17 protein-coding genes are annotated in these 20,845 nt (G+C 40.1%); 5 read left to right on the top strand and 12 right to left on the bottom strand.

What is annotated here, in order from left to right; genetic code table 11:
* Positions 1-2 precede the first annotated feature (2 nt).
* The 5 genes from V7L20_RS12735 to V7L20_RS12715 all read right to left on the bottom strand — a co-directional run bounded on the left by V7L20_RS12735 (position 3) and on the right by V7L20_RS12715 (position 6,684).
* Positions 3-1,193 (bottom strand): tetratricopeptide repeat protein, encoded by a 1,191-nt coding sequence (locus V7L20_RS12735; RefSeq protein ID WP_334744427.1) that lies wholly within the window; start codon positions 1,191-1,193, stop codon positions 3-5.
* Between the two features lie 186 nt (positions 1,194-1,379).
* The gene (locus V7L20_RS12730; RefSeq protein ID WP_334744426.1) at positions 1,380-2,906 is read right to left on the bottom strand and encodes an efflux RND transporter periplasmic adaptor subunit; all 1,527 of its coding nucleotides are present in this window, start codon (positions 2,904-2,906) and stop codon (positions 1,380-1,382) included.
* Positions 2,907-3,103: 197 nt separating this feature from the next.
* Positions 3,104-4,330, bottom strand: a complete 1,227-nt coding sequence (locus V7L20_RS12725; RefSeq protein ID WP_334744425.1) for a glycosyltransferase — start codon at positions 4,328-4,330, stop codon at positions 3,104-3,106.
* A 92-nt stretch (positions 4,331-4,422) separates the two neighbouring features.
* Complete coding sequence (locus V7L20_RS12720; protein WP_334744424.1) at positions 4,423-5,247, bottom strand: glycosyltransferase family 2 protein; 825 nt, start codon at positions 5,245-5,247, stop codon at positions 4,423-4,425.
* Positions 5,248-5,988: 741 nt separating this feature from the next.
* Complete coding sequence (locus tag V7L20_RS12715; RefSeq protein ID WP_334744423.1) at positions 5,989-6,684, bottom strand: DUF305 domain-containing protein; 696 nt, start codon at positions 6,682-6,684, stop codon at positions 5,989-5,991.
* A gap of 219 nt (positions 6,685-6,903) precedes the next feature.
* Between V7L20_RS12715 and V7L20_RS12710 the strand changes: the two genes are divergently transcribed.
* A complete protein-coding gene (locus tag V7L20_RS12710) occupies positions 6,904-7,101 on the top strand; it encodes a hypothetical protein (RefSeq protein WP_334744422.1) in 198 nt (65 codons plus the stop codon).
* A 17-nt stretch (positions 7,102-7,118) separates the two neighbouring features.
* On the opposite strand, the gene V7L20_RS12705 is transcribed toward V7L20_RS12710, so the two are convergent.
* The 3 genes from V7L20_RS12705 to V7L20_RS12695 are packed head-to-tail and all read right to left on the bottom strand — an operon-like array spanning position 7,119 to position 11,731.
* Entirely contained in the window at positions 7,119-9,335 is a 2,217-nt protein-coding gene (locus V7L20_RS12705; RefSeq protein WP_334744421.1) for a dynamin family protein, read from the bottom strand.
* A 58-nt stretch (positions 9,336-9,393) separates the two neighbouring features.
* Positions 9,394-11,478 carry a dynamin family protein gene (locus V7L20_RS12700; RefSeq protein WP_442943535.1) on the bottom strand — a complete coding sequence of 695 codons (2,085 nt, stop codon included), beginning with the start codon at positions 11,476-11,478 and terminating at the stop codon, positions 9,394-9,396.
* A 13-nt stretch (positions 11,479-11,491) separates the two neighbouring features.
* On the bottom strand, positions 11,492-11,731 hold the full coding sequence (locus V7L20_RS12695; protein ID WP_334744420.1) for a hypothetical protein: 240 nt from the start codon (positions 11,729-11,731) through the stop codon (positions 11,492-11,494).
* 366 nt (positions 11,732-12,097) lie between these two features.
* Here V7L20_RS12695 and V7L20_RS12690 point away from each other — a divergent pair, with 366 nt between their 5' ends.
* The 4 genes from V7L20_RS12690 to V7L20_RS12675 all read left to right on the top strand — a co-directional run bounded on the left by V7L20_RS12690 (position 12,098) and on the right by V7L20_RS12675 (position 15,339).
* Positions 12,098-12,682, top strand: coding sequence for a Uma2 family endonuclease (locus tag V7L20_RS12690; RefSeq protein WP_334744419.1), 585 nt, complete (start codon positions 12,098-12,100; stop codon positions 12,680-12,682).
* 209 nt (positions 12,683-12,891) lie between these two features.
* Entirely contained in the window at positions 12,892-13,866 is a 975-nt protein-coding gene (locus tag V7L20_RS12685; RefSeq protein ID WP_334744418.1) for a cysteine synthase A, read from the top strand.
* 66 nt (positions 13,867-13,932) lie between these two features.
* Positions 13,933-14,271, top strand: coding sequence for a (2Fe-2S) ferredoxin domain-containing protein (locus tag V7L20_RS12680; RefSeq protein ID WP_334744417.1), 339 nt, complete (start codon positions 13,933-13,935; stop codon positions 14,269-14,271).
* A 48-nt stretch (positions 14,272-14,319) separates the two neighbouring features.
* Positions 14,320-15,339 (top strand): DUF5331 domain-containing protein, encoded by a 1,020-nt coding sequence (locus V7L20_RS12675; RefSeq protein ID WP_334744416.1) that lies wholly within the window; start codon positions 14,320-14,322, stop codon positions 15,337-15,339.
* Positions 15,340-15,344: 5 nt separating this feature from the next.
* On the opposite strand, the gene ygfZ is transcribed toward V7L20_RS12675, so the two are convergent.
* The 4 genes from ygfZ to V7L20_RS12655 form a co-directional block, all read right to left on the bottom strand.
* Positions 15,345-16,340 (bottom strand): CAF17-like 4Fe-4S cluster assembly/insertion protein YgfZ, encoded by a 996-nt coding sequence (gene ygfZ, locus V7L20_RS12670; RefSeq protein WP_334744415.1) that lies wholly within the window; start codon positions 16,338-16,340, stop codon positions 15,345-15,347.
* Between the two features lie 403 nt (positions 16,341-16,743).
* A complete protein-coding gene (ilvB, locus tag V7L20_RS12665) occupies positions 16,744-18,657 on the bottom strand; it encodes a biosynthetic-type acetolactate synthase large subunit (protein WP_334744414.1) in 1,914 nt (637 codons plus the stop codon).
* A gap of 132 nt (positions 18,658-18,789) precedes the next feature.
* Entirely contained in the window at positions 18,790-20,052 is a 1,263-nt protein-coding gene (locus tag V7L20_RS12660; RefSeq protein WP_334744413.1) for an MFS transporter, read from the bottom strand.
* A 132-nt stretch (positions 20,053-20,184) separates the two neighbouring features.
* Positions 20,185-20,778: a hypothetical protein gene (locus V7L20_RS12655; protein ID WP_334744412.1), complete on the bottom strand. Its 594-nt coding sequence runs from the start codon at positions 20,776-20,778 to the stop codon at positions 20,185-20,187.
* Between the last annotated feature and the right edge of the window lie 67 nt (positions 20,779-20,845).

The following is a 20,845-nucleotide window of genomic DNA, read 5'->3' as shown; positions in this document are numbered from 1 at the left end:
TATTATTCCTCTAATCCTGATTCATCCCAAGCCTTAGTGTCAACCGACTGACGGTATCTTTCCCAGGTTTTACTAATATTGCCTTTGTTATATTCATTCCAAGTCAGATGGACATAGGCTTGTCCCATTAAACCAATCCCTGGTTCTTGAAAATACTTCTGTCCATCTATGATTTGTTTAGCAACTTCAGCCGATTTCTGAAATTCTCCATTCACAACCCTGGCTAACATCAGGTCATATAAAGCCTCAACATGACCTGGAAATATGTTAAATGATTGTTCAAAAATATCTGCTGCTGTGCCAGCATTTCTAGTATTAGCTTCGTTAAAATAATTAACACCTCTATTTAAAATGGCTGCAACCAAATACCCTCTTACTAAAAAGCGGTTAGGCTGAGTATCTAAAGATTTTTGAAAATAGTTTTCTGCTTCTAAAAAATTACTATTTTGATAATTTTCTAGACCCTGAATGAAATTAATTAATCCTATTTCAGCAACATCTGTATATAACTCTGCTCTGGCCAGACGCTCTAAAAATTCTTCATCTCCCTGCAAAGGTGGATACAATCTTGTTAAAAGTTGGCTGGTGTTTACTACTTGAGAATATTCACCTTTGGCAAACTGCACATTTAATTGATAATTAACAATATTAAAATAAATATGAGAGCCTAAAATAGCAGTAAATAATAGTAAGTTCACAGGCACTAAGATTTTCATGTCTTTAGTTAGAGAATTGATTCCCTGCTGTTCACATGCTAGATAAAGGCTCATTAGGCAAATCAGTATTCCAATTAGGCTGAAGCTCCAACCTTGTCCAATAAAAGCAAAAAAACTATTTTTATAACCAAATCCTTCAAGGATAACTTTATCCCATGATGGAAATTGAAAAAATCGGCTATCCTCAATTTTTATGCCAAAACTAGAAGTAGGATCATCTGGATTATCTAAAACTATATTCTGTTTCCATTGAGCTTGAACTTCTGAGAAATTTTTATCTACATGAGATGATACTTTTTCTCCCTGGTTATAGTATTCTGCTGCAACGAAAGATACAGCAGGCGACCAAGTTGTAATGAAATAGGGAAACAATAATATTGGTATTAATACACCCCAAAAAAATAAGCGTGGAGCTTGTCGAACATGAAATACAAAAGTGTAAGTAAAACCAGCGATCGCACACAAAGCTAATGGCACTCTCACAGCATTTGCCCAAAATAGATTTGTCCCGAATGCTTCTAGGGTTTCTGGAGGTAACCGATACCAAGGATAGATAGCTCCTAGTAATAGTAAAATAGAGCCAATTAGCAGAGTAATTCTTTCTCGATTAAACCAACTAGTAAAGACAAAAAATCTGTAACTCCAATAACTTTGATTCATCTGTTAATTTCTCTCTGCGATTGGCAATGATGCAGATTTCGTGTTTAGGCGATCGCCTGGATTTAAAGCTCTAGGAGAAGGTACTACCTGTTCTCCAGGTTTTAAGCCTTCTAGTACTTCGCGTTGATTATCAAATGTTCTTCCTAATTTGACTTTTTTTACAACAGCTTTGCCTGCTTCGGCAACCATCACCATACCTTCACCACCAGACAAATGAGTAACAGAACTTTCTGGAATCATTAAAGCTGTTCTACTTTGCTCAGTAAACTGAACATAACCTTGCAAACCCGGAGGCATTTGCAACTTATCAACAGCAACCCAAACAGAATAGGTAAATTGTCGGTCAATACCCACTTTACTGGGTTTATCGGTATTAGTTTGTACAGTCGGATTTAGCTGAATAACTGTTCCTTCAAAAGTACGTCCAGGGTATGCCACCAACCGGACTATAGCTTTATTACCAACTTTCACAGCGTTAAGCCTAGCTTGATCAATGTAAGCCTTAAATACAACATTCTGAGTTAAAGTTATTAACGAGTCACGGCCCCGTGCATCCGCTATTTCACCAGCATTTATGTTTACCGAACTCACTAAACCATCGGTGCTGGCATATATAACTGTTCTACTTAAATTTCTCAGAGCCTCTTGTAGTTCTATTCTCCTATTGTCAACTGTCAGGCGAGCATTTTTTACATCTTTATCTAGTGTCTGCTGGGCTAATAACAGAGCTTGGTGAGAAGAAATGAAGTCGTTTTGGCGAGCAATGTAGAAATCTTGGTTGGTAAATTGCTGGCTTTGGGTACTAATAATTCCCTGTTGAGCAGCTGCTAGTTCTCTTTTGCGCGTTGCATAGATATCTTGCATATCATAGAGTTGAAACTTGGATATTGCTCCTTGATCTGCTAAAACTTTAATTTGTCTCAGTTTCTCTTCAGCAGTCCCTACCCTTACCTGAGCAGCCTGGATATTGTTGTTTAATTCTTGCTCTGCAAGTTTGTCAATTGTTCTTAGTCTAGTTTTAGCTGAATAAAACCTGTCTTGAGCAGACTTAACATCCTCTTTCAAGTCTGATAACTTTTCTGATACTGAGTTTTCCACGGTTGTGAGGTTCTTTTCTGCAATAGCGAGGTTATTGCGAGCCGTATTCACTCCATTTACAAAGGGAGCTTTTTGTAACTGGAGCAGAGGTTGGCCTCGGCGCACCCATTGCCCCTCCTCAACGAAAAGTTTTTCTACAGGCCCCGATACTAAAGAACGAACATTCACCTCCTCCATACCAACAGATTCACCAGGAGCAGCTAGATTATCCTCTAAACTTTTTGACTCTACTAACGCAGTTTCTACTTGGATAGGTTTACCAGCCATACGTTGTAAAGCTGGATAACCAAAACCTGAAGAGTAAAATCTTGATTCTGGATCTTTGAGAGCAGGGAAAAGTACAGTAAAGCTTAAAATCCCCATTAAACCTAAAGGAGCTACTACGCAAGTAGTAAGAATCCCGCGAGTTAAAAGAATACGTTGTTGTATCATGGTATACGGAAACGTTATTCAAGTCTGGATTTACTTAAGTATTTTTGTAAAAGCTATATGGATAGTTCCCTGAATGGATAACAAACTAACATTCCTTATAAAAATCGCAATTAATCGTGTAAAGGCTATATGAATATTTCCCTGAATGGATAACAAACTAACATTCCTTATAAAATTACAATTAATCGCAAATTTTACTAAGCAATAGTTTCGGTAGCTTTTTCGGGTACAGTGTTATTCAATGCGTTTGCCAATACTTGCTGCCACATAGGCGTAATGTGATGCCAGTTAAAACGAACTTGTATATCTGCTAAACCTTGTTGACCCATTTTTTGGGCTTTAGTGGGATTCAATAACAAAGTCAAGATTGCTTGTGCTAAAGCTTCTGGGTCTTTTTCTGGTACTAATAATCCTGTAGTTCCAGAATGGATTACATCGACAATTCCTCCTACAGCACTGGCAATTACTGGCTTTTGATGGGCTAAAGCTTCTATCATTACTATTCCTAAGCCTTCGGTATCGCCCTTGCTATCTACAATTGCTGGTAGTACAAATATGTCACACCCAGCGTATTCATCAGCTAATTCTTCTTTACTGACAAAGCCAAGGAAATCTACTACATCATTTAGACCTATTGCATCACACTGTGATTTAATCTCATCTTCAAGAATTCCCTTGCCCACAATACGTAAGCGTACAGGATATTTCGCTAAGACTAAAGGTAGAGCCGCCAATAAATATCGCAAACCTTTACGTTCATCTAACCTACCAACAAATAGAAGCTTAGATACTTCCTCTGGCAAAGGTTTTTTAGGTGGCTTTGGCTTTATAGTCATACCGTAAGGGATAACGGTAACAGGCCCGTCATAAATTTTACAAATTAACCCACTAGTAAAAGAAGAATTGGCTGTCACACCTTTAGCCAGAGGGAGTAACCAATGGAGGATATGTGTCACGAAACTGAACTTATTAGCTAACATAAGTTCGGCTCCGTGGAAACTAAATACCATCGGAATACCCAATAATACATTTGCAGGTAAAGCAATTAACCCGTGAGGAAAGGGCCAATGAATCTGGAGTAAATTTGGCTTTTCCTTGCAGCATACCCAAAACAATTGCAACATACCAAACAATATATAAAAAGCAGCAGCTATCAAATAAAGAGGCTGTCTTTGCAACTTGGTAGGAGCACCATCTCTTGTCAAATTTTCAAAATTTTTTGGGCAGTAGCGAAAGCGATATACTTTTACTCCATCTAATACGTGGGTTTTAGAACCTTCGTAGGCAGGAGCAAATACTGTAAACTTAGCCCCTGTTGCTTGCAAACGTAAAATTGCTTCACGTATAAAAGCACCATGATTGTCGTCAGCAGTCATAGGATATACAGAAGTGATAACAAGAATGTGTTTACCTTCAATATTCATAGATGTGAAAAAATTACTACATTAGGATAAAAATGAAACCCAGGAGAATATGACTAATTCTCTCTGGGTTTATTTCTGGCTATTTGAATTTACTAGACTATTTCCTGTTGAACAACACCAACATAGTTTATGACTGAATTAATTCTTTTCTCTTGGCGTCGATTAATTAGACGACCTTGAGTTTGAAACCACCACCATAACTTGACAAAATCAATAGCTGAAGTCAGAAGACGCTTCTTGCCAAATTTGCTTATTCCAGAGTGCCGAGGATGCCAAGGTGTAGGAACTTCTATAACGTTATATTTCTGTGCTGCTAATACTGCCAATAAGTAGCGATGGGTAATTGTTTCAACTGGCAGAGTCGATAATAAATCACGACGGACTAGTTTAATCCAGTTCATATCATGGATTTTTAAACCGAAGAGTAAACGACAAGTGGTATTGGCTAATTTTGAAGCAAGAATCTTCCCATCACCTCGTTTTTGCCGCCAACCTGCTACTGCATCTACCCCTGGTACACAAGCTTTTAATAGTAATGGTAAGTCAGTCCGAGGATCTGACTCTAAGTCTGCTTGTCCCCAAAAGATCCAATCAGTTTTGACATATTCTAATGCCGTCTTCCATACTTCAGTTACACCAAGCCTGTAGGGATGGCGAATGATTCTTAAATAATCGCATTTTTCACTCATTTGCTTGAGGATTTGATAGCTATTATCTGTACTGCCATCATCAACCACTAATACTGGCAAACTAAAGCCCATATCCTCAAAAGTTTCTTCTATATTAAGCAGGAGTCGTTCTAAATTTCCTTCTTCGTTAAGACATGGAATAACTATAGTAACTGAAGAATTCTGAGGCAATATATCTTGTTTAAGATATGAGTTTTTAATTACGTCTCTAACAGTTGTAGTAACCATTTTTTATTGCTCCAAATTCAGTATTTGTCTTAAAAATGCCACTTGTTTAAAAATTAAAAGCTTTTAATTTTTTCACATTAATAGAGTAGTATTTAAATAAATTAAATACTGTTTAGTAGTGCATCTATTTACTAGTAAAAATTGGATGTCATTAGCTAGTTTATCAATGGCTCATCAACTCTAGCCACCAGGACATTTATCAAAAAAAGGGAATTTATTTAATCGAGCTAATATTATATAAGTAAATTTCGGTATGAAATAAAGTTTTAGCTCTTGATTTATATCCCTGTCTTTATAAACAAATATAATTTCTATTTTTATAAAATAAATCAGTATTTTTAGCAAATTTTTGGAAAATTATTATTAACAATAATAGGATTTTTGTTGAGCAAAATTTATTATTATCAGTATTTTTACTATTGTTTTTGAATAAAAATAAGTTATTGGGTTATTTGAGTGTTAACACTTAAATAAGTAAAATTCTAGTAATAAATATTACTAATTTTTCGTTTATTTAAGTAAAAGTTTAAGCTGTGATTGTAAAAATTTCTAAGTATAGAACGAAAAGTTAAGCAGAGGAATTGGAGTTAAGTTTTATATACCGCGTATTGTAGTTTCCTCTTTTTCCTTTACCTTGAATACCATCACTCGGTATAAAACGTCTACAGTCACTCGTCGCACATGAGTAAAGGCGGTTTCTCCAACATAGCTGCCTTTTGCCTTCTGTCTCCTGAATTAGACTCACTTGTTATACCAGCTTTTTCGCCACTGTTGCATTTCTTTAATCTCTGTATTTTGTGCCTTGATAATTTGTTGGGCTAATTGCTTGATTTCAGGGCGCTTAGACTTACTCAAGACATCTTTAGCCATTATTACGGCCCCTTCGTGGTGAGGAATCATCGCATTGATAAAGCGCAGATCAAATTCAGCATCGGCTGCACCTAAATCCTGACTCATCATCATAGTTTTCATTTGATCAGACGACATTTCCATCATGTGCCCCATTTGACTGTCATAAGCCATTGGTTTATCTCCCGCTTTGGGATACCAAGCTTTTCGCCACTGCTTCATCTGAGTGATTTCTTGGTTTTGCGATTTGATGATATTGTCTGCTAGCTTTTTGATCTCAGGACGTTTTGATTTCTGCTGCGCTTCTTTTGCCATTTGCACAGCCCCTTGATGGTGCGGTATCATAGCGTCGATAAATCGTAAATCTAAATTAGCATCGGCTGGGCCTAAATCCATTGCCATGCTGTGATTCATATCACTACCGTGGTTCATCATCTGCTTGTCATTAGCATTGGTAGCAGTTACCTCCGGCGCTTGGCTTTGGTTTTGAGAAGCAGTATTGGTACAGCCTGTAATTAACCCACCTGCTGAAGCGATCATACTCAAGCTTAACGCCAAAAACCCATTCCTCAAAGATAGCAGTTGCATAAATCTCACCTAACAGTTTCCTAATTCTATATTTAACGTGAGTTCGATGAACCTCTCCCTGTTTTGAACAAAAGTTCAAGTCTTTCCGTCTCTGAGTCGGAGAGGGAAAGGTTTTGCGTAGTAAAACCAGGGAGAGGTTTTTTATTCAACTGATGAAATCTAAAAAACCCCGACTTCTTTGATGAAAAACTCCACCCACAAGGGGATGGAGTTTTGGGCATGGGGAAGAAGTTACAAGTGCCCAATACTTCTCTTCTTAGGTTGCGCCCTAAGCGTAGCTATGCCGCAGGCTTTACGACTACGCCCCTCGGCTTTGCTCGGGCTGAACTCAGTACAAGTGCCCAATGCCCCAAGCGACGGGGCGACTATCCCTCTCCACACCACTTGCGGGATGGCGTTTCCCGTCGCTTTCAATAAATCAGGGTTCTTATTGTTCATTTATCACTTAAAATTGTGTAAGCTTCATTAACTAAGTGCATTTTCTCTCGTGCTTGTTTTAGCAGTTGCGGCTGATTAATAAACAAATCTGGATGCCATTTTTTTACTAAAGTTCGATAAGCCTGCTTTATCTCAGCCAAAGAAGCATTTGCTTGCAATCCTAAAATGCTGTAGGCACGAGTAATCTTATCTTTTTCCGTCTGGGTTTTTGGTTGATTGGGTGCTTTGTTGCTTTGAGTTGCATTTTGCTGTTTACCAGTTTGAGAACCAGGCGAGCGCATCTCTGCTTTCATTCGCGCTATTTCCTCACTGATTTCCCAATCACGAAATTTTGCCTCTAAGTCTTCTTCCCGTAGATAGGGAGAAGCTTTTGGCGGTGGTGGAGAAACAGATTTTACCCTTGTCTGAGTATTCTTAACAGTATTTTGCTGTTGGTTAACACTAGTATCTTTTTTAGAAGAAGTTTGAACTCTCTCTGGCTGTGGCGAATTTTTTCTATGAGTGTTGCTAGATTTAGGTATATCTTTATAAGGTTGATAATTTGAGGATATTTTGACTTTTTCTAGCTCTCGTAGCAACTGATTAAAACCGTTTTGTAATTGCTGCAACCTTTCACGTTTTTCAGTAATTTCTAGCGGTTCTTGACTAACTTCAAAACAAATTACTTTTTCGGCTTTCTGTTCATATTCAGCCAAAAGAGATAATCCTCGACTACTGAAGCCAGATAAATAATCTTCAATTGCTATTATACAAAGTTTAGCAACTTCCTGATGATAAGATTCTTTTGCTAATTGATCGTCTTGTTTTTGGATATTCTTGTTTAGCAAATAAGAAATACTCCCAACGACAGCAGCACCAACTGGGCCGCCTAACAACCAACCAATACCACCACCAACAGCGATGGAACCAGTTTCACTCAAATCATCAGTATTGCTTGGCTTTGAGGGTAATATTACTTGTGGTTCGCTCGGAAAGGGAATTATTAAATCTTGTGGTCGTTCTTTTTGGAAAAATTCGTAAGCTTGATTAAGCCATTTGACTAAAACTAATTGTAACTGACTCAGGTCTTTTTTCAGAGTATTTGTTTGCCAAGTTTTAAAGTTATTTTCAGCTAATGCAACTGCTGCATCAGCTTGATATTTTATGAGTAGCTTGGGTAATGCTAACCAATCGCGTAACTCTCCTACACTAGTAGTAAAACCTTTAGAAATTAATTCGACAGCTTTGCGTTTAATTTCAATTTTATTATATTCTTTATCGTTAAAAGATTTTATTTCAATAGCAATCGGGTCAATTTTAGATTTTAACAAAAGTTGGATTTGAGAAGCGATCGCTTGCACTCTTGGCAAACGCACATTACCACGATTTGGTTGCAAAATCCCCACAATGTTTTGCAAAGCTGTTTCAAAAGCCGCTAACCCACTACTATTGGCAGCAGCAACATCGCCTTTTAATCTGGCTCTTAAAGCAGGTAAAGCATCAACGCGATATAAATTACTAAAATCTGGAGGGAATTCGGCTCGAAAGCTTTCTGCAACGAACCGTAAGCGATTTTGAACTTGTTTTTGCTCGTCTGGTTCGAGTAAGTTAATAAAATTAGCAACAAATATAACTGTTTTAATACCGCGATCTAATAGCCAGTCTCTTAAGTTTTCTCGCTCACCTAAAGTCATTAACTTACGTGCATCTAATAATTGGATGACTAAATCTGCACTTAATAGTTGTTCTCGAATTAAATTATCTTGTTCATCTCTATCATTAGTTCCTGGTAAATCGAGAAATTCTACACCCGTTTCCAAAAAGGGATGGGGACAAAAAACTTCCACAGATGCTACATCTTTTCGCATCTGCCTATTGCCATCAAGAATTGCAAATTGTTGTAAAACTTCTGTACCACTGCGATAGATTTCTCTCCCATCTAGCAACATGATGCGAGTCCGCACATCAGAACCATACCTGACAGTAATCGCCGTGCCTGTAGTGGGAATTAAATCAATTGGTAAAGTGCGATTCCCTAGCATGGCATTGAGTAAAGTAGATTTACCATGATTAAAGGGGCCAAACACCGCAATCCGAAAGCTAGGATTAACTAGATGATTGGAAATGGTAGTTATATCTTGATGCAGTTGCGATTTGCGTTCTAAATTCAATAATGCAGATGCAGATTTGAGAGAATCTGCTAAATCCTTATAACATTCATACTGTTGTTGCATAGTTCCTTTATCTTCCTTGTTCCCAGTTTCTAACTGGGAACAAGAGTAACGAGATGTATTAGCTATAATACGCTAATAGATTGCTATACGCTGCCTCAATTTTTTGCAAATGAGCTATTACATTTTCCTGTAAGTTTTTTAAACGGTTGAACTCACTTTCACGATTTATTTCGCGGGTTTGTTTCTGCTTGACTAGATTATCTAATTCAGATTTACGAGACACAATATCATCGTTAATCCGTTTACTCACTTCTCTTTCATAAGAGTCAAAACATTCTTTAACGGCATTATATACAACCTGAGATTGCTCATGCGCCACTTGTGGTAGATGTTTAACTAACTCTTTCTTCGCCGTTTTAACTAACTCTTTACGCGCTTGATCTGCTTGCAAAAATCCAACTCCTAAACCTAGCAGCGCAAACCCGATGGGGCCAAGAAAAATACCTGTCACTGCTGTAATTATCCCACCAATACCAATTACAGTGAAGTAGTTTAATAAGATATTTTTCCAATCAAATCCAGCGCCAGCTAGCGCCACGCCAGCAAGATTTCCTCTAGACAAGGATAACAATCCCATTGCCCATTTTGCCCATCCGGGGGAGTTATCTTCTTCAGCAGTGGTAGTCGTATTTACTTTGACGTTTTGTCCAGTGAGCTTTTCTGTGATTTGGTCTGTGATTTGATTATAAGACGCGCCATATTGTGCAGCACTGTGAGAAAGTTCTTTAAAAGCTGCATTGATATCTTTTTCAGCAGTTAATGTCCAAGCAGCAGATTTGTCAGTAATATATTGCTCAAAAGCTTTTTGCAATGCGGTGTTAAATGTTTCCCGTTTACCACTACTGAGGAAATCAAACAAATTTAATTCCGGCTGATAGCGTAAGAAATCGGTTTCAAAGGTATTACCTAAGTTTAAAACGTAGCTGCGAAAAGATTCGGAAATTGTTCTTGCTTGAGTGTCTCTAGTATTGATAATTTCTTTTTGGAATTCATCTCGAATACCTGTGAGTTTGTTAAACTCTGGTTCTACTGAATCAATCCGTTTTTTTAATTCATTTACATCTTGGTCAAGTAATGGTATGCGTCTTGCAACTGCTTCGCGGGTATGATTGCAGGCAACTCTTGCTAAGGTTCTGACTTGACGAAGTTCTGCGATCGCACGTTCTCTGGTAAGAAAAGTATTAAGCGCTTCCATAAACTTCGGAAAGCCAGTCCCCTGTAAATCAGCTTGGGGATTTTTTAACCGTCGTCTGAGTGCTTGAATTGACGAAAGCTCAAACACGCGTTCGTCATAAATATTCTGACCTTCTACAGTACAATATTCTGCTAAATTCGCATTAAATACTTGCCGCAATCTATCCTCAGATGCTTGTAATTCTTCGACATCATCAGGATCAATCAATGATTCCCGCACCTGATCCCAAGCATTAATTAAGAATAAAACTGTCAATCCTCGACCTTTGATGTAATTTTCTAGGTAGCGACGCTCACCCAAGGTACAAGGTTGAGAAGCTCTCATCACAAACAAAATTGCATGGCAATTATTTACATAACCCAAAGATAATTCATTTCGCGCTTCTGTATCATTCAATCCTGGACTATCAACAATTTCAATTCCCTTTTCTAGTAGCGTTAAGGGATACTCAACTACTGCATAATCAACATCGGGAAATGCTTGTTTTTTCTCCTGCTCTAGTTTTTTAGCTTCAGCCGGATCAATGGTATATTTATATTTAAAGTTCTGAAAGTCTAGCTGTTGTGGGCCTTTTCCATCATTAAAATGAATGGTAACTTTCTTTTCTGGCCCATAGCGTAGAACTGTTAACACTGCGGTACAAGGATTAACATCGCTCGGCAATAAGTTTTCCCCAATTAAGGCATTGAGAAAGGTACTTTTTCCGCGCTTCATATCGCCCAATACTAAAAGACGAAATACACCTTGGCGGAGGTTTTTACTAGCTATTTTAATATCTTCAATATCTCGCTCTAAACTGAGTTTTCCTGATAAAGAGTCTCCAACCAACTCAGCTTGATTAATTGTTTGCGCTAAATTACTCAAACATACAGAAATCTCCGTTCGCACTTGAGCAACGCGCTCTAAATCTTGGATAAATCTGTCAGTTGCTACCCGGTCGCTGATCATAATTACACCTTAACTAAAGATTGGTTTTTTTAGATTCCAAAAATAATTTGTAAGACATCCACCCCAGTGCAGCAACAATAATAAACCCAGCCAGTACTGAGGCTATTTTCACTGCAACCAGCGCTATCACACCAAGAACAAAAAGTTTTCCACCCAGAATTACTTTTTTCACCCAAGGTTTTTGGGAATTTTCTGGTTGATGCTTCACAGTTTGATGAAAAGCTATATCGGTAGCATGGATGTTACTTTCCATTTCCCGGAGTCGCAATTCAATTTCTCGTTCTCGTAATAAGTGTTCTCGCTATTCAAGTTCTTTTTGGCGATCGCTTTCAGATGTCATCAGTGTCCATCCCGTTTAAGACCAAGAAAAGATGTCAATATTTACTCATTATTTATACTGTATCGTAACTTACACAAGTGTTTAATATCCCCAGTAAAATTACTATTTTAATTTTCATTGACTGCTAAACTTAAGCTGGAGGTATCTACCACAAAATACACCTGCTTTCCAGAAAATTGTGGCAAAAACAAATATTACCGTCTCACTAAAAGAATGATTTGCGTAAAAATAAGAAATACAAGCCAGTCGGGTAGACAGCAAAATCTAGAGGAAATCATCATGTTTTCATCCCCTTTAGTTGTGCAAATTCCTCCCTCAATGCAAATGATAGACGAGCAGTTTTTTGACTTTTGTCAGATTAATCGTGAATTACGCATTGAGCGGAATCAATTTGGAGAAATATCAATTATGCCTCCCACTGGTTCAGAGACAGGTAATCGTAACTTCAGCATCGCTGGTCAATTATATGTTTGGGCAGAAAAAGACGGGACAGGTGTTTGTTTTGACTCCAGCACAGGATTTAAGCTATCAACAGGTGCAGATAGATCGCCTGATGTTTTCTGGATTAAACTGGAATGGTGGAATGCTCTCTCCTTAGAACAACAGCAAAGATTTGCCCCCATCTGTCCAGATTTTGTAGTTGAACTGAGGTCGCCTTCTGATAACCTCCAACCGTTGAAGGAAAAAATGGAAGAATATATGAGGGAGTCAGGAGTACAGCTAGGTTTGCTAATTGATTGCAAACATCGCCGAGTCTATATTTATCGTCCTGGTGTACCAAAGGAATGTCTGGAAAATCGTGCGACTGTTAGCGGTGAATCGGTATTACCTGGGTTTGTTCTAAATATGAGTAAAGTCTGGTAGTGTACGCCTGTGTTCTCTATGCCTAATAAGATTAAATAAAAGACTTTTGAACCGTCCAGATGCAAAGGATCTAGGGAAAAAATAAATTTTACCAGTCATCTTGAAAAGGCTGGTTTATATACATCATAGGATTTTAGACAAATCAGTTGTAAATTATGCCACTGCTATAAGCCAAAATTTTTATAGATACTCACACAGGTATAGCCAAAATGGATATTAAGAATGGCTTCGTCGGTGCTGTTGGCAACACACCCCTAATTCGCTTAAATAGTTTCAGTGAAGAAACAGGATGTGAAATCCTCGCTAAAGCTGAATTTCTCAATCCTGGCGGTTCCGTCAAAGACCGCGCCGCACTTTATATCATCGAAGATGCAGAAGAGAAAGGTTTACTCAAACCCGGTGGCACAGTTGTAGAAGGAACTGCTGGTAATACTGGCATTGGATTGGCGCATATTTGCAACGCCAAAGGCTACAAATGCCTAATTATTATTCCCGATACTCAGTCACAAGAAAAAATAGATGCACTAACAGCACTAGGCGCAGAAGTTCGTCGCGTCCCTGCTGTACCCTACAAAGACCCAAACAACTATGTCAAACTATCTGGCAGAGTTGCTGCTGAGTTGGAAAACGCTATTTGGGCGAATCAGTTTGATAACTTAGCCAACCGTCGCGCCCACTACGAAACCACAGGGCCAGAAATTTGGATGCAGACAGATGGTAAAATAGATGCATGGACAACTGCAACTGGTACTGGTGGTACTTATGCTGGTGTGGCGTTGTACTTGAAAGAACAAAATCCGGCAATTAAATGCGTTGTTGCCGATCCTTTGGGTAGTGGACTTTATAGCTATGTCAAAACTGGCGAAATCAATATAGAAGGAAATTCTATCACCGAAGGCATTGGTAACGGTCGTGTCACAGCCAATATGGAAGGCGCACCTGCTGATGATGCTATTCAAATCGATGACCAAGAAGCTTTACGGGTAGTTTATCAACTGCTAAGGAAAGATGGGCTGTTAATGGGCGGTTCAACGGGTATAAATGTTGGCGCAGCTGTTGCCATAGCGAAGCAGTTGGGTCCAGGACATACCATTGTCACTATCTTATGTGATAGTGGTTCTCGCTATCAGTCGCGGATATTTAACCCTGAATGGCTAGCCTCAAAAGGACTTTCAATAGATTAGTCATTAGTCATTAGCTTCCGACTTTTGACAAAGGACAAATGACAAAGAACAAACAACAAAGGACAAATGTCAAATATAACTCAACCATCAAACTTCCCCACAATAGACCAACCCTCTTCTCCTAAATGTGTGCGAGTTTGTCAAAATCGCACTTGCAAAAAGCAAGGTGCAGTTAAGGTTTTAGCAGCTTTTACAGCTTTGCCAATCCCTGGTGTAACGGTAACGGCTAGCAGCTGTTTGGGACAATGCGGCAATGGGCCGATGGTGCTGGTATTACCTGATATGGTTTGGTATAGCGGTGTTCAACCCGATGAAGTATCTCTACTGATAGAAAATCATTTGCTAGGTGGTCAAATAGTTCAACAGATGCTCTATTATCGGTTTCATCCCCAGAAATCAAATTAATTAACAATATCAATGTCTGCAATATTGTTGACTGAAGTGAGGCATCCAATGAATATCCAACAGCTGCGTCAATCCTTAAAACAAAAGTGGCTGAGTTACTACGAGCAAAATATTTCGTGGCTGGTCAAAATACGAATTTGGGGCACTTACAATGGTCTGCGCCGTCCTTTATCCGGTTTTATTTTAGCAACACTCTCGGTTTTAGAACCCCAGTTTGATGAAATACTTGCTCTTATGCTGGATCTGAATAACGATCCAGATAAAATAGTCGCCGCTTTAGGTCTTAACTTTAATCCTGATGAAGAGTTACGTTTAATAAAATTAGACCATTCTATGGCTATAAGCCAAGTTGAAAGCGAGTCGCCAGATGAGAAGCATTCTGAGGATAAATATCTGTCATCGGCTGTAACTGCCAGTAACACTGCGCCTGATTCTCTTGTCAAGACTCTAGACTCCAATTTGCCAGGCATCGAGAAAATTGTGCCATCATTTACAGCTACCACTGAGGTAGTTCCCACACGCGAACCTGAGTTAGTAGTTGCATTTACTACTAAAGTTGCTCCAAATACTCAGGAGAAAATGCCATCCTCTGGTTTACTAACTGAATATGAACCAGTAAGTAGCTGCTTTACAGCTTGTGATCAGACATCGCCTCTTGAACGCTTCCCTTCAGGAGCATCGCCGACAATGACCACTGAAGTTAAGAGCAAAGCTAAAACTATGGCATCTGTGGCATTAGCTACCGAGGTTAAGAGCAGCGATAAAACAGTGCCTACCTGCATTCGCAAAGCGTCTCGTAAAGAAGCAGCTTGTCGTCAGATATCGCCATCTGTCCGAATCCCTTTAGGCGCATTGCTGGCAACTACCATTGATATTTGTAGTAACCGCAAACCAGTGCGATCGCTAGCAATTAATACTGAAGTCAAAAGTAATAGCAAACAACCAAATATTCAACCACAATATCTTAAAAGCAAAGTAAATTTACCAACCACAAACGCTCGTAGTATAGCTTCTTGGGTAGATGAATTTTGTTACGGCGCTAAGAATAAAGAAGATGTTTTGACTTAAATTATTTATGGGTAATCGTGAGAAACAAACGGGACTTCTATGACTTCACCCTCAGTTTCTCCCACTTGGACTTTTAAGCCTACACCACCAGCTTTAGTACGAATGTAACCTAATCCAAAGTAACCATCAGCCGTTTCTGTATAACTGGTAAGTTTGCCGACCTTTTCATCTCCAACTGCGATCACACTTCCAACTGACGCAGGGGCACTGAGGCGGATACCCAAAAGGTGTTGTTTTACACCTTTGTATGTGTTTAACCGAGCAATAGTTTCTTGCCCAATATAGCAACCTTTATTAAAAGAAATTGTTTGCCACAAACCAACCTCCAGAGGATTATAATCATCTGTGAGTTCCGCATCTGGGGCAGGACGACCTTGTAAAATTCGCAAAGCATCCCAGGCGCGATCGCTCATCTCTATCGCCCCAGCTTCTAATAATTTATTCCACACTATTGCTTTGTCAGTATAAGGGAAAGTAAAGGTGTATCCGGAAGCCGCTAACCCACTACCCACAGCAATCCGTACCCCTTCAGCCTGAGCAATGGTGTATACTTTGTGACTTCCGTAAGGTTGCCCGATGAGTTCGCCAATACCCAACTTTTCTAAAACAGCGTCGCTTCCTGGGCCAATGAGGCTGAAGGTGTTGGTGTATTGTGTAATATCAGATAATTCCACCTTATCGGCATAGAAAATATATTTATCCAGCCATTCCATAAGATATTGGCGGCGGTTGGGTGAAACTAGCAGGATTACTGCATCTTCTCTAACGTAGGCGGTTGCTAAATCAATCGTCCTGGCTGTAGAAGTGACAAAAACTGTATCACAACCTAGTCCAGGCTTGAGTATTTGGAAATTGTTAGTACTTTGGTTGTGTAAGAAATTGAGGCGATCATCGCCAGATACTTTGATGCGTCCCCAGGCAGTACGATCGCATATCGCAACCCCAACTCTGGCTGCTTGGATAGCTGCTGCGTCTTTATCATCAATTGTAGATATTGGCATGGTGATGAGAAGTGCCCTGTTTCAATGTTGTCGCACTGAAAATCTTAGCAAATAAGCGTTTGTGGCTTCAATTGCAAAGGAGTGAAAAAGGCGAGGCGATCGCTGTGATTTAGTCAATTACTTAAGAAATATCTCTTTATCTCAACCTAATCAAGAAGATTAAATCAGTGAACAGTCAACATTTATCAGTTATTACGGTAACTCTTTCGAGGATTTAAATCAGTTATCAGGGGACAATGAACAGTTACCACGCTCCCAGTTGAGTTGCATTTTTTAACTGATAACTGAATAATTGTTAAAATAATGAACTTATCCAAAAAGACAGTGAAAGCCTTGATCTACCGTAGGGGCAATTCATGAATTGCCCCGACATTTTGTATCTGGTCTGAATTATCAAAAAGCCTTACAATTTTGTCCCACACTCAGCACAGAAGTTGTGCGTAGGAGCATTTTTAGCATTGCAGTGACTACAATACACTGGTTCTGCTGCCGCTTTCGGCGGTTGCTTTTGCAAACCGACCATTTGAGCGTTGCTCTTACCTGGGGCTACCATTGGATAGCAGTTTTCGTCTCTGGTGACGTGGACATTCAATATCACCGGGCCTTTGTGTGCCAGCATCTCGGCGATCGCATCTTTTAATTCACTGCGATCGCTAATTACCATGCCTTTAATGCCATAAGCTTTTGCCAATAACTCTACGTCTGGCATCCCTACTTCCATGTTGGAGCATGAGTAACGCTCACCATAGAAGGCTTGCTGCCACTGGCGCACCATCCCTTGCCAGCCGTTATTGATAATTATTGTCTTGACATTTATTCCATACTGTGCTAATGTACCAAGTTCCTGCAAACACATTTGGAAACTAGCATCACCACTAATACAAATGACTTCTTCATCAGGAAACGCTACTTTCGCGCCCATTGCGGCAGGTAAGCCAAAACCCATCGTTCCCAAACCAGCGCTAGAAATCCAGCGTCTTGGCCCATTCTTCAAGAATTGTGCTGCCCACATTTGATGCTGTCCGACATCTGTGGTGTAGAAAGCCTGGGGTGCTTGGCGACTAACTTCTACAATCACTTCTTGGGGTGAAATGCTGTCGGGATGCTGCGGCACTATTAGAGGATACTCTTCGCGCCAACGGTTAACTAAATTTAACCACTCTTGGTTTTGATTAGGGGTAGCCTTAATGCCTGTTTCTTTGCAGCGACGCAATAAGTCTACTAACACGTTCCGCACATCGCCGACGATAGGTACTTCCGGAACGCGGTTTTTGCCGACTTCTGCCGGATCGATGTCGATGTGAATTACTTTAGCGCGGGAGGCGAATTCGTCTAACTTGCCTGTCACGCGATCATCAAATCTAGCGCCGACGCAAATGAGCAAGTCACAATCACTAACGGCAAAGTTAGCGTAAGCAGTGCCGTGCATCCCCAACATTCCCAAAGCTAGGGGATGATGTTCGTCAAATGCACCGATCCCCATTAAGGTTGTGGTGACAGGGATATCAAATAATTCAGCTAGTTGTTTGATTTCTTCATGGGCACTAGCTGCGATCGCACCACCTCCGACATACAAGAGAGGACGGCGACTTTCAGTAATCAACTGGATCGCGGCATTAATTTGTCGGGGATTTCCCTTCACTGTGGGACGATAACCGCGTAACTTCACTGAACCTGGTTTTACAGGCACATAGTCAAATTCTTCTAAAGCTACATCTTTGGGGACATCAATCAAAACTGGCCCCGGACGCCCACTGCTAGCGATGTGGAAGGCTTCGGCGACAATTCGCGCCATATCTTTGGGGTCACGCACTACATACGAGTGCTTGACGATCGGTAGCGTGATCCCGTAAATATCGGTTTCTTGAAACGCATCTGTACCAATCGACGGACGTGCTACCTGTCCTGTGACTACAATCATCGGGATTGAATCCATGTAGGCGGTGGCGATCCCGGTTACCAAGTTGGTTGCTCCTGGGCCAGAAGTGCCAAAGCATACTCCCACTTTTCCAGTTGCACGGGCGTAACCATCGGCGGCATGGGCTGCGCCTTGTTCGTGTCTTACGAGAATGTGCTTAATAGCACCAGTTGCTTCCACCTTATACAGGTCGTCGTAAATTGGTAGAATTGCCCCACCAGGATAACCGAAAATATAATCAACGCCGTGGCGATGAAGGCTATCAAGCAGAGCAAAACCGCCAGATGCACGTTTGGGCACGACTGGGGGGCTAGAAGCACGAGACTGTTTGTGATTCTCTGTTTGTGGGAGACTGATTTGGGAAAGCAATTCTCCTGCGGAGACACTTTGTAAACGCACGGTCAAACCTCAGACTATAGCTAAAGTTAATGTTGAATTCTGTATTTAAGACTTCATTTTAATTGAAAACTTCAATCAAAATCTGATTAATTTTTATATTAAATATAAAGCTAGATTATTAGCCTACATTAATTAAATAACATCTTGCAAGACTTTGCGGGTATTTTGCCAAGCCCAAATACCGACAACTACAACAACAATACTCATTGCTATAAGCACAATTCGCAAGCCGAGAGCATCAGTTAAGGGCCCAGTAATCGCCAGAGGTAACGCTAAAGCAATGTTGACAGCATGATTTTGAAAGCCAAATACTTTACCGTGCATGGTAGGTGGTGTTTGCTGTTGAATCAAAGTTTGCATAGGGACACCAATTAAGGCAGCACCTATACCCAAAAATGCACAGAGTCCTAGCGCCAGTAATAAGTTGTGTGTAAAAGTGAACACTCCTAAAACTAGTGCCATCATCAAAAACCCAATTAAAGGTAGAGGCTTGCGATGTAATTTCTCACCCCAGTTACCTAAAATTGCTGCACCAAATACCATACCCACCCCTGCTGCTGCCAAGAAAAAGCCAAACTGTTTTTCTTTTAGACCAAACTCCTGGGCTAATCGAATCGTCAGCACCGTTAAGGCTGCAAACACGCAATATAAAGTTGTCAGTTGCAGCATGGCGTTTAAGATCAAAGGGTTTTTCTTGAGATAACGCAGGCTTTCGGTGAATTCAACCCAAGGGTGATTTGATACCTGATGTTCCTTTGAGAGTTTGGGTTCTTTAAACTTAATTGGCTGCATGATCAGAGCCGATAATATGTATAATCCACCAACCACAACCTCTTGACCGTATTCTTCTCCTATCAAGCTTTTTGCCAAACTCAAAATCGGCTCTCCTATAGCAAAGCCAACAATTAAAGCTCCCATCATCGTGCTGCTAAACAGCGCATTGGCTGCCAACAAATTTTCTCGCTTCACCAATAAGGGAATAGCTGCTTGTTCAGCTGGTGCAAAAAATTGCGTCACTGTGGAAATGGCAAAAGTCAGGATTAACAAAATCAAGAAATGTCGTGGTAACAAGGGAAGACACAGCGTCAATATTCCCCGCACGACATCTGAGCCGACCATAATTAGCTTTTTTGGCAAGCGGTCAACAAAGATGCCACCAGCAGATCCAAACAAAATTGCTGGTATTGTAAACGACAGCATCAAGGTTGAGTACATGGAGTTTTGTGCCAAGCCAGGAAGCGGTGAGTAGTTCTCCAGCAGAGCAATCAGCAAAACAAAGAAGACCTTATCTGCTAACTGGGACAGGAGTTGTCCAATCCACAGGAGCATAAAACCACGGTTTTTTAGCAGTGCGCCAAACCCGTTATTAACAGCAGCCGGTTCAGTTGGAAACATTTAGATACTTTATTTGGGTAGATGGGGATAGAGCATTGGGCATTGGGCATGGGGCAGAGAGGAGAATAAACGCTAACTCCTAACTCTTAACTCCTCACTCCTAACTCCTCTTTACTTACTCCATTGTCCGGATTAATTTGCTTCATAGTGCTTTAACAGCATAAGCAAAAATTCAGTTGCTGTCAGACGACCTTTAGGTGGATAAATTTCAATGGATGAATCTACCCAGCAGCCTTGTACAGTTTGAGGAGATTTCCAAATGGACAAATGATCAACTGCTGGCTCTGCATAAAAGTTAGTTTCCCCACAACCTAGCAAAGAAGAACTCCAATGGGTGAAATAATCATGACTCATCCGGTGAATAGGGAAATTACCCTGTAGTGGTACTCCCCATCCATCTATAGCAATAAACGCTTTGACACGACCACCTAAGAGTTGCCACAAATGTGCTGCCCCTATTGCCCCAACTACGCCAGCACTAAAACTAATGAATATAATTGGTGATTTTAAAGAGCCAGTCAAGCGATACCTGCGGTGAGCTACGCTAACGCGCAAAAACTGCACAATGTGCAAGGCTGATAAAACCAAAACATTTTTACCCGGATAAACCAGTATATTTGGGGGATTGTCTGCGATCGCGCTATTAGAAACTAAATCTAACAATCCTATTTTAAAGCTTTGAGTTAACTCTGGCTCATGAATTCCAGGGCAAATAATTATATACATCTTTTACACAACTTTTGATTTTTTTACTCGTAAATTTTATATGTCTTTTGATGTATTATCTTGATTT

The sequence above is a fragment of the Nostoc sp. genome, assembly GCF_036916735.1.
Taxonomy (GTDB): Bacteria; Cyanobacteriota; Cyanobacteriia; order Cyanobacteriales; family Nostocaceae; genus Nostoc.
The sequence above is the reverse complement of the archived record's forward strand: the minus strand, read 5'-3'. Positions and strand labels throughout refer to the sequence as shown.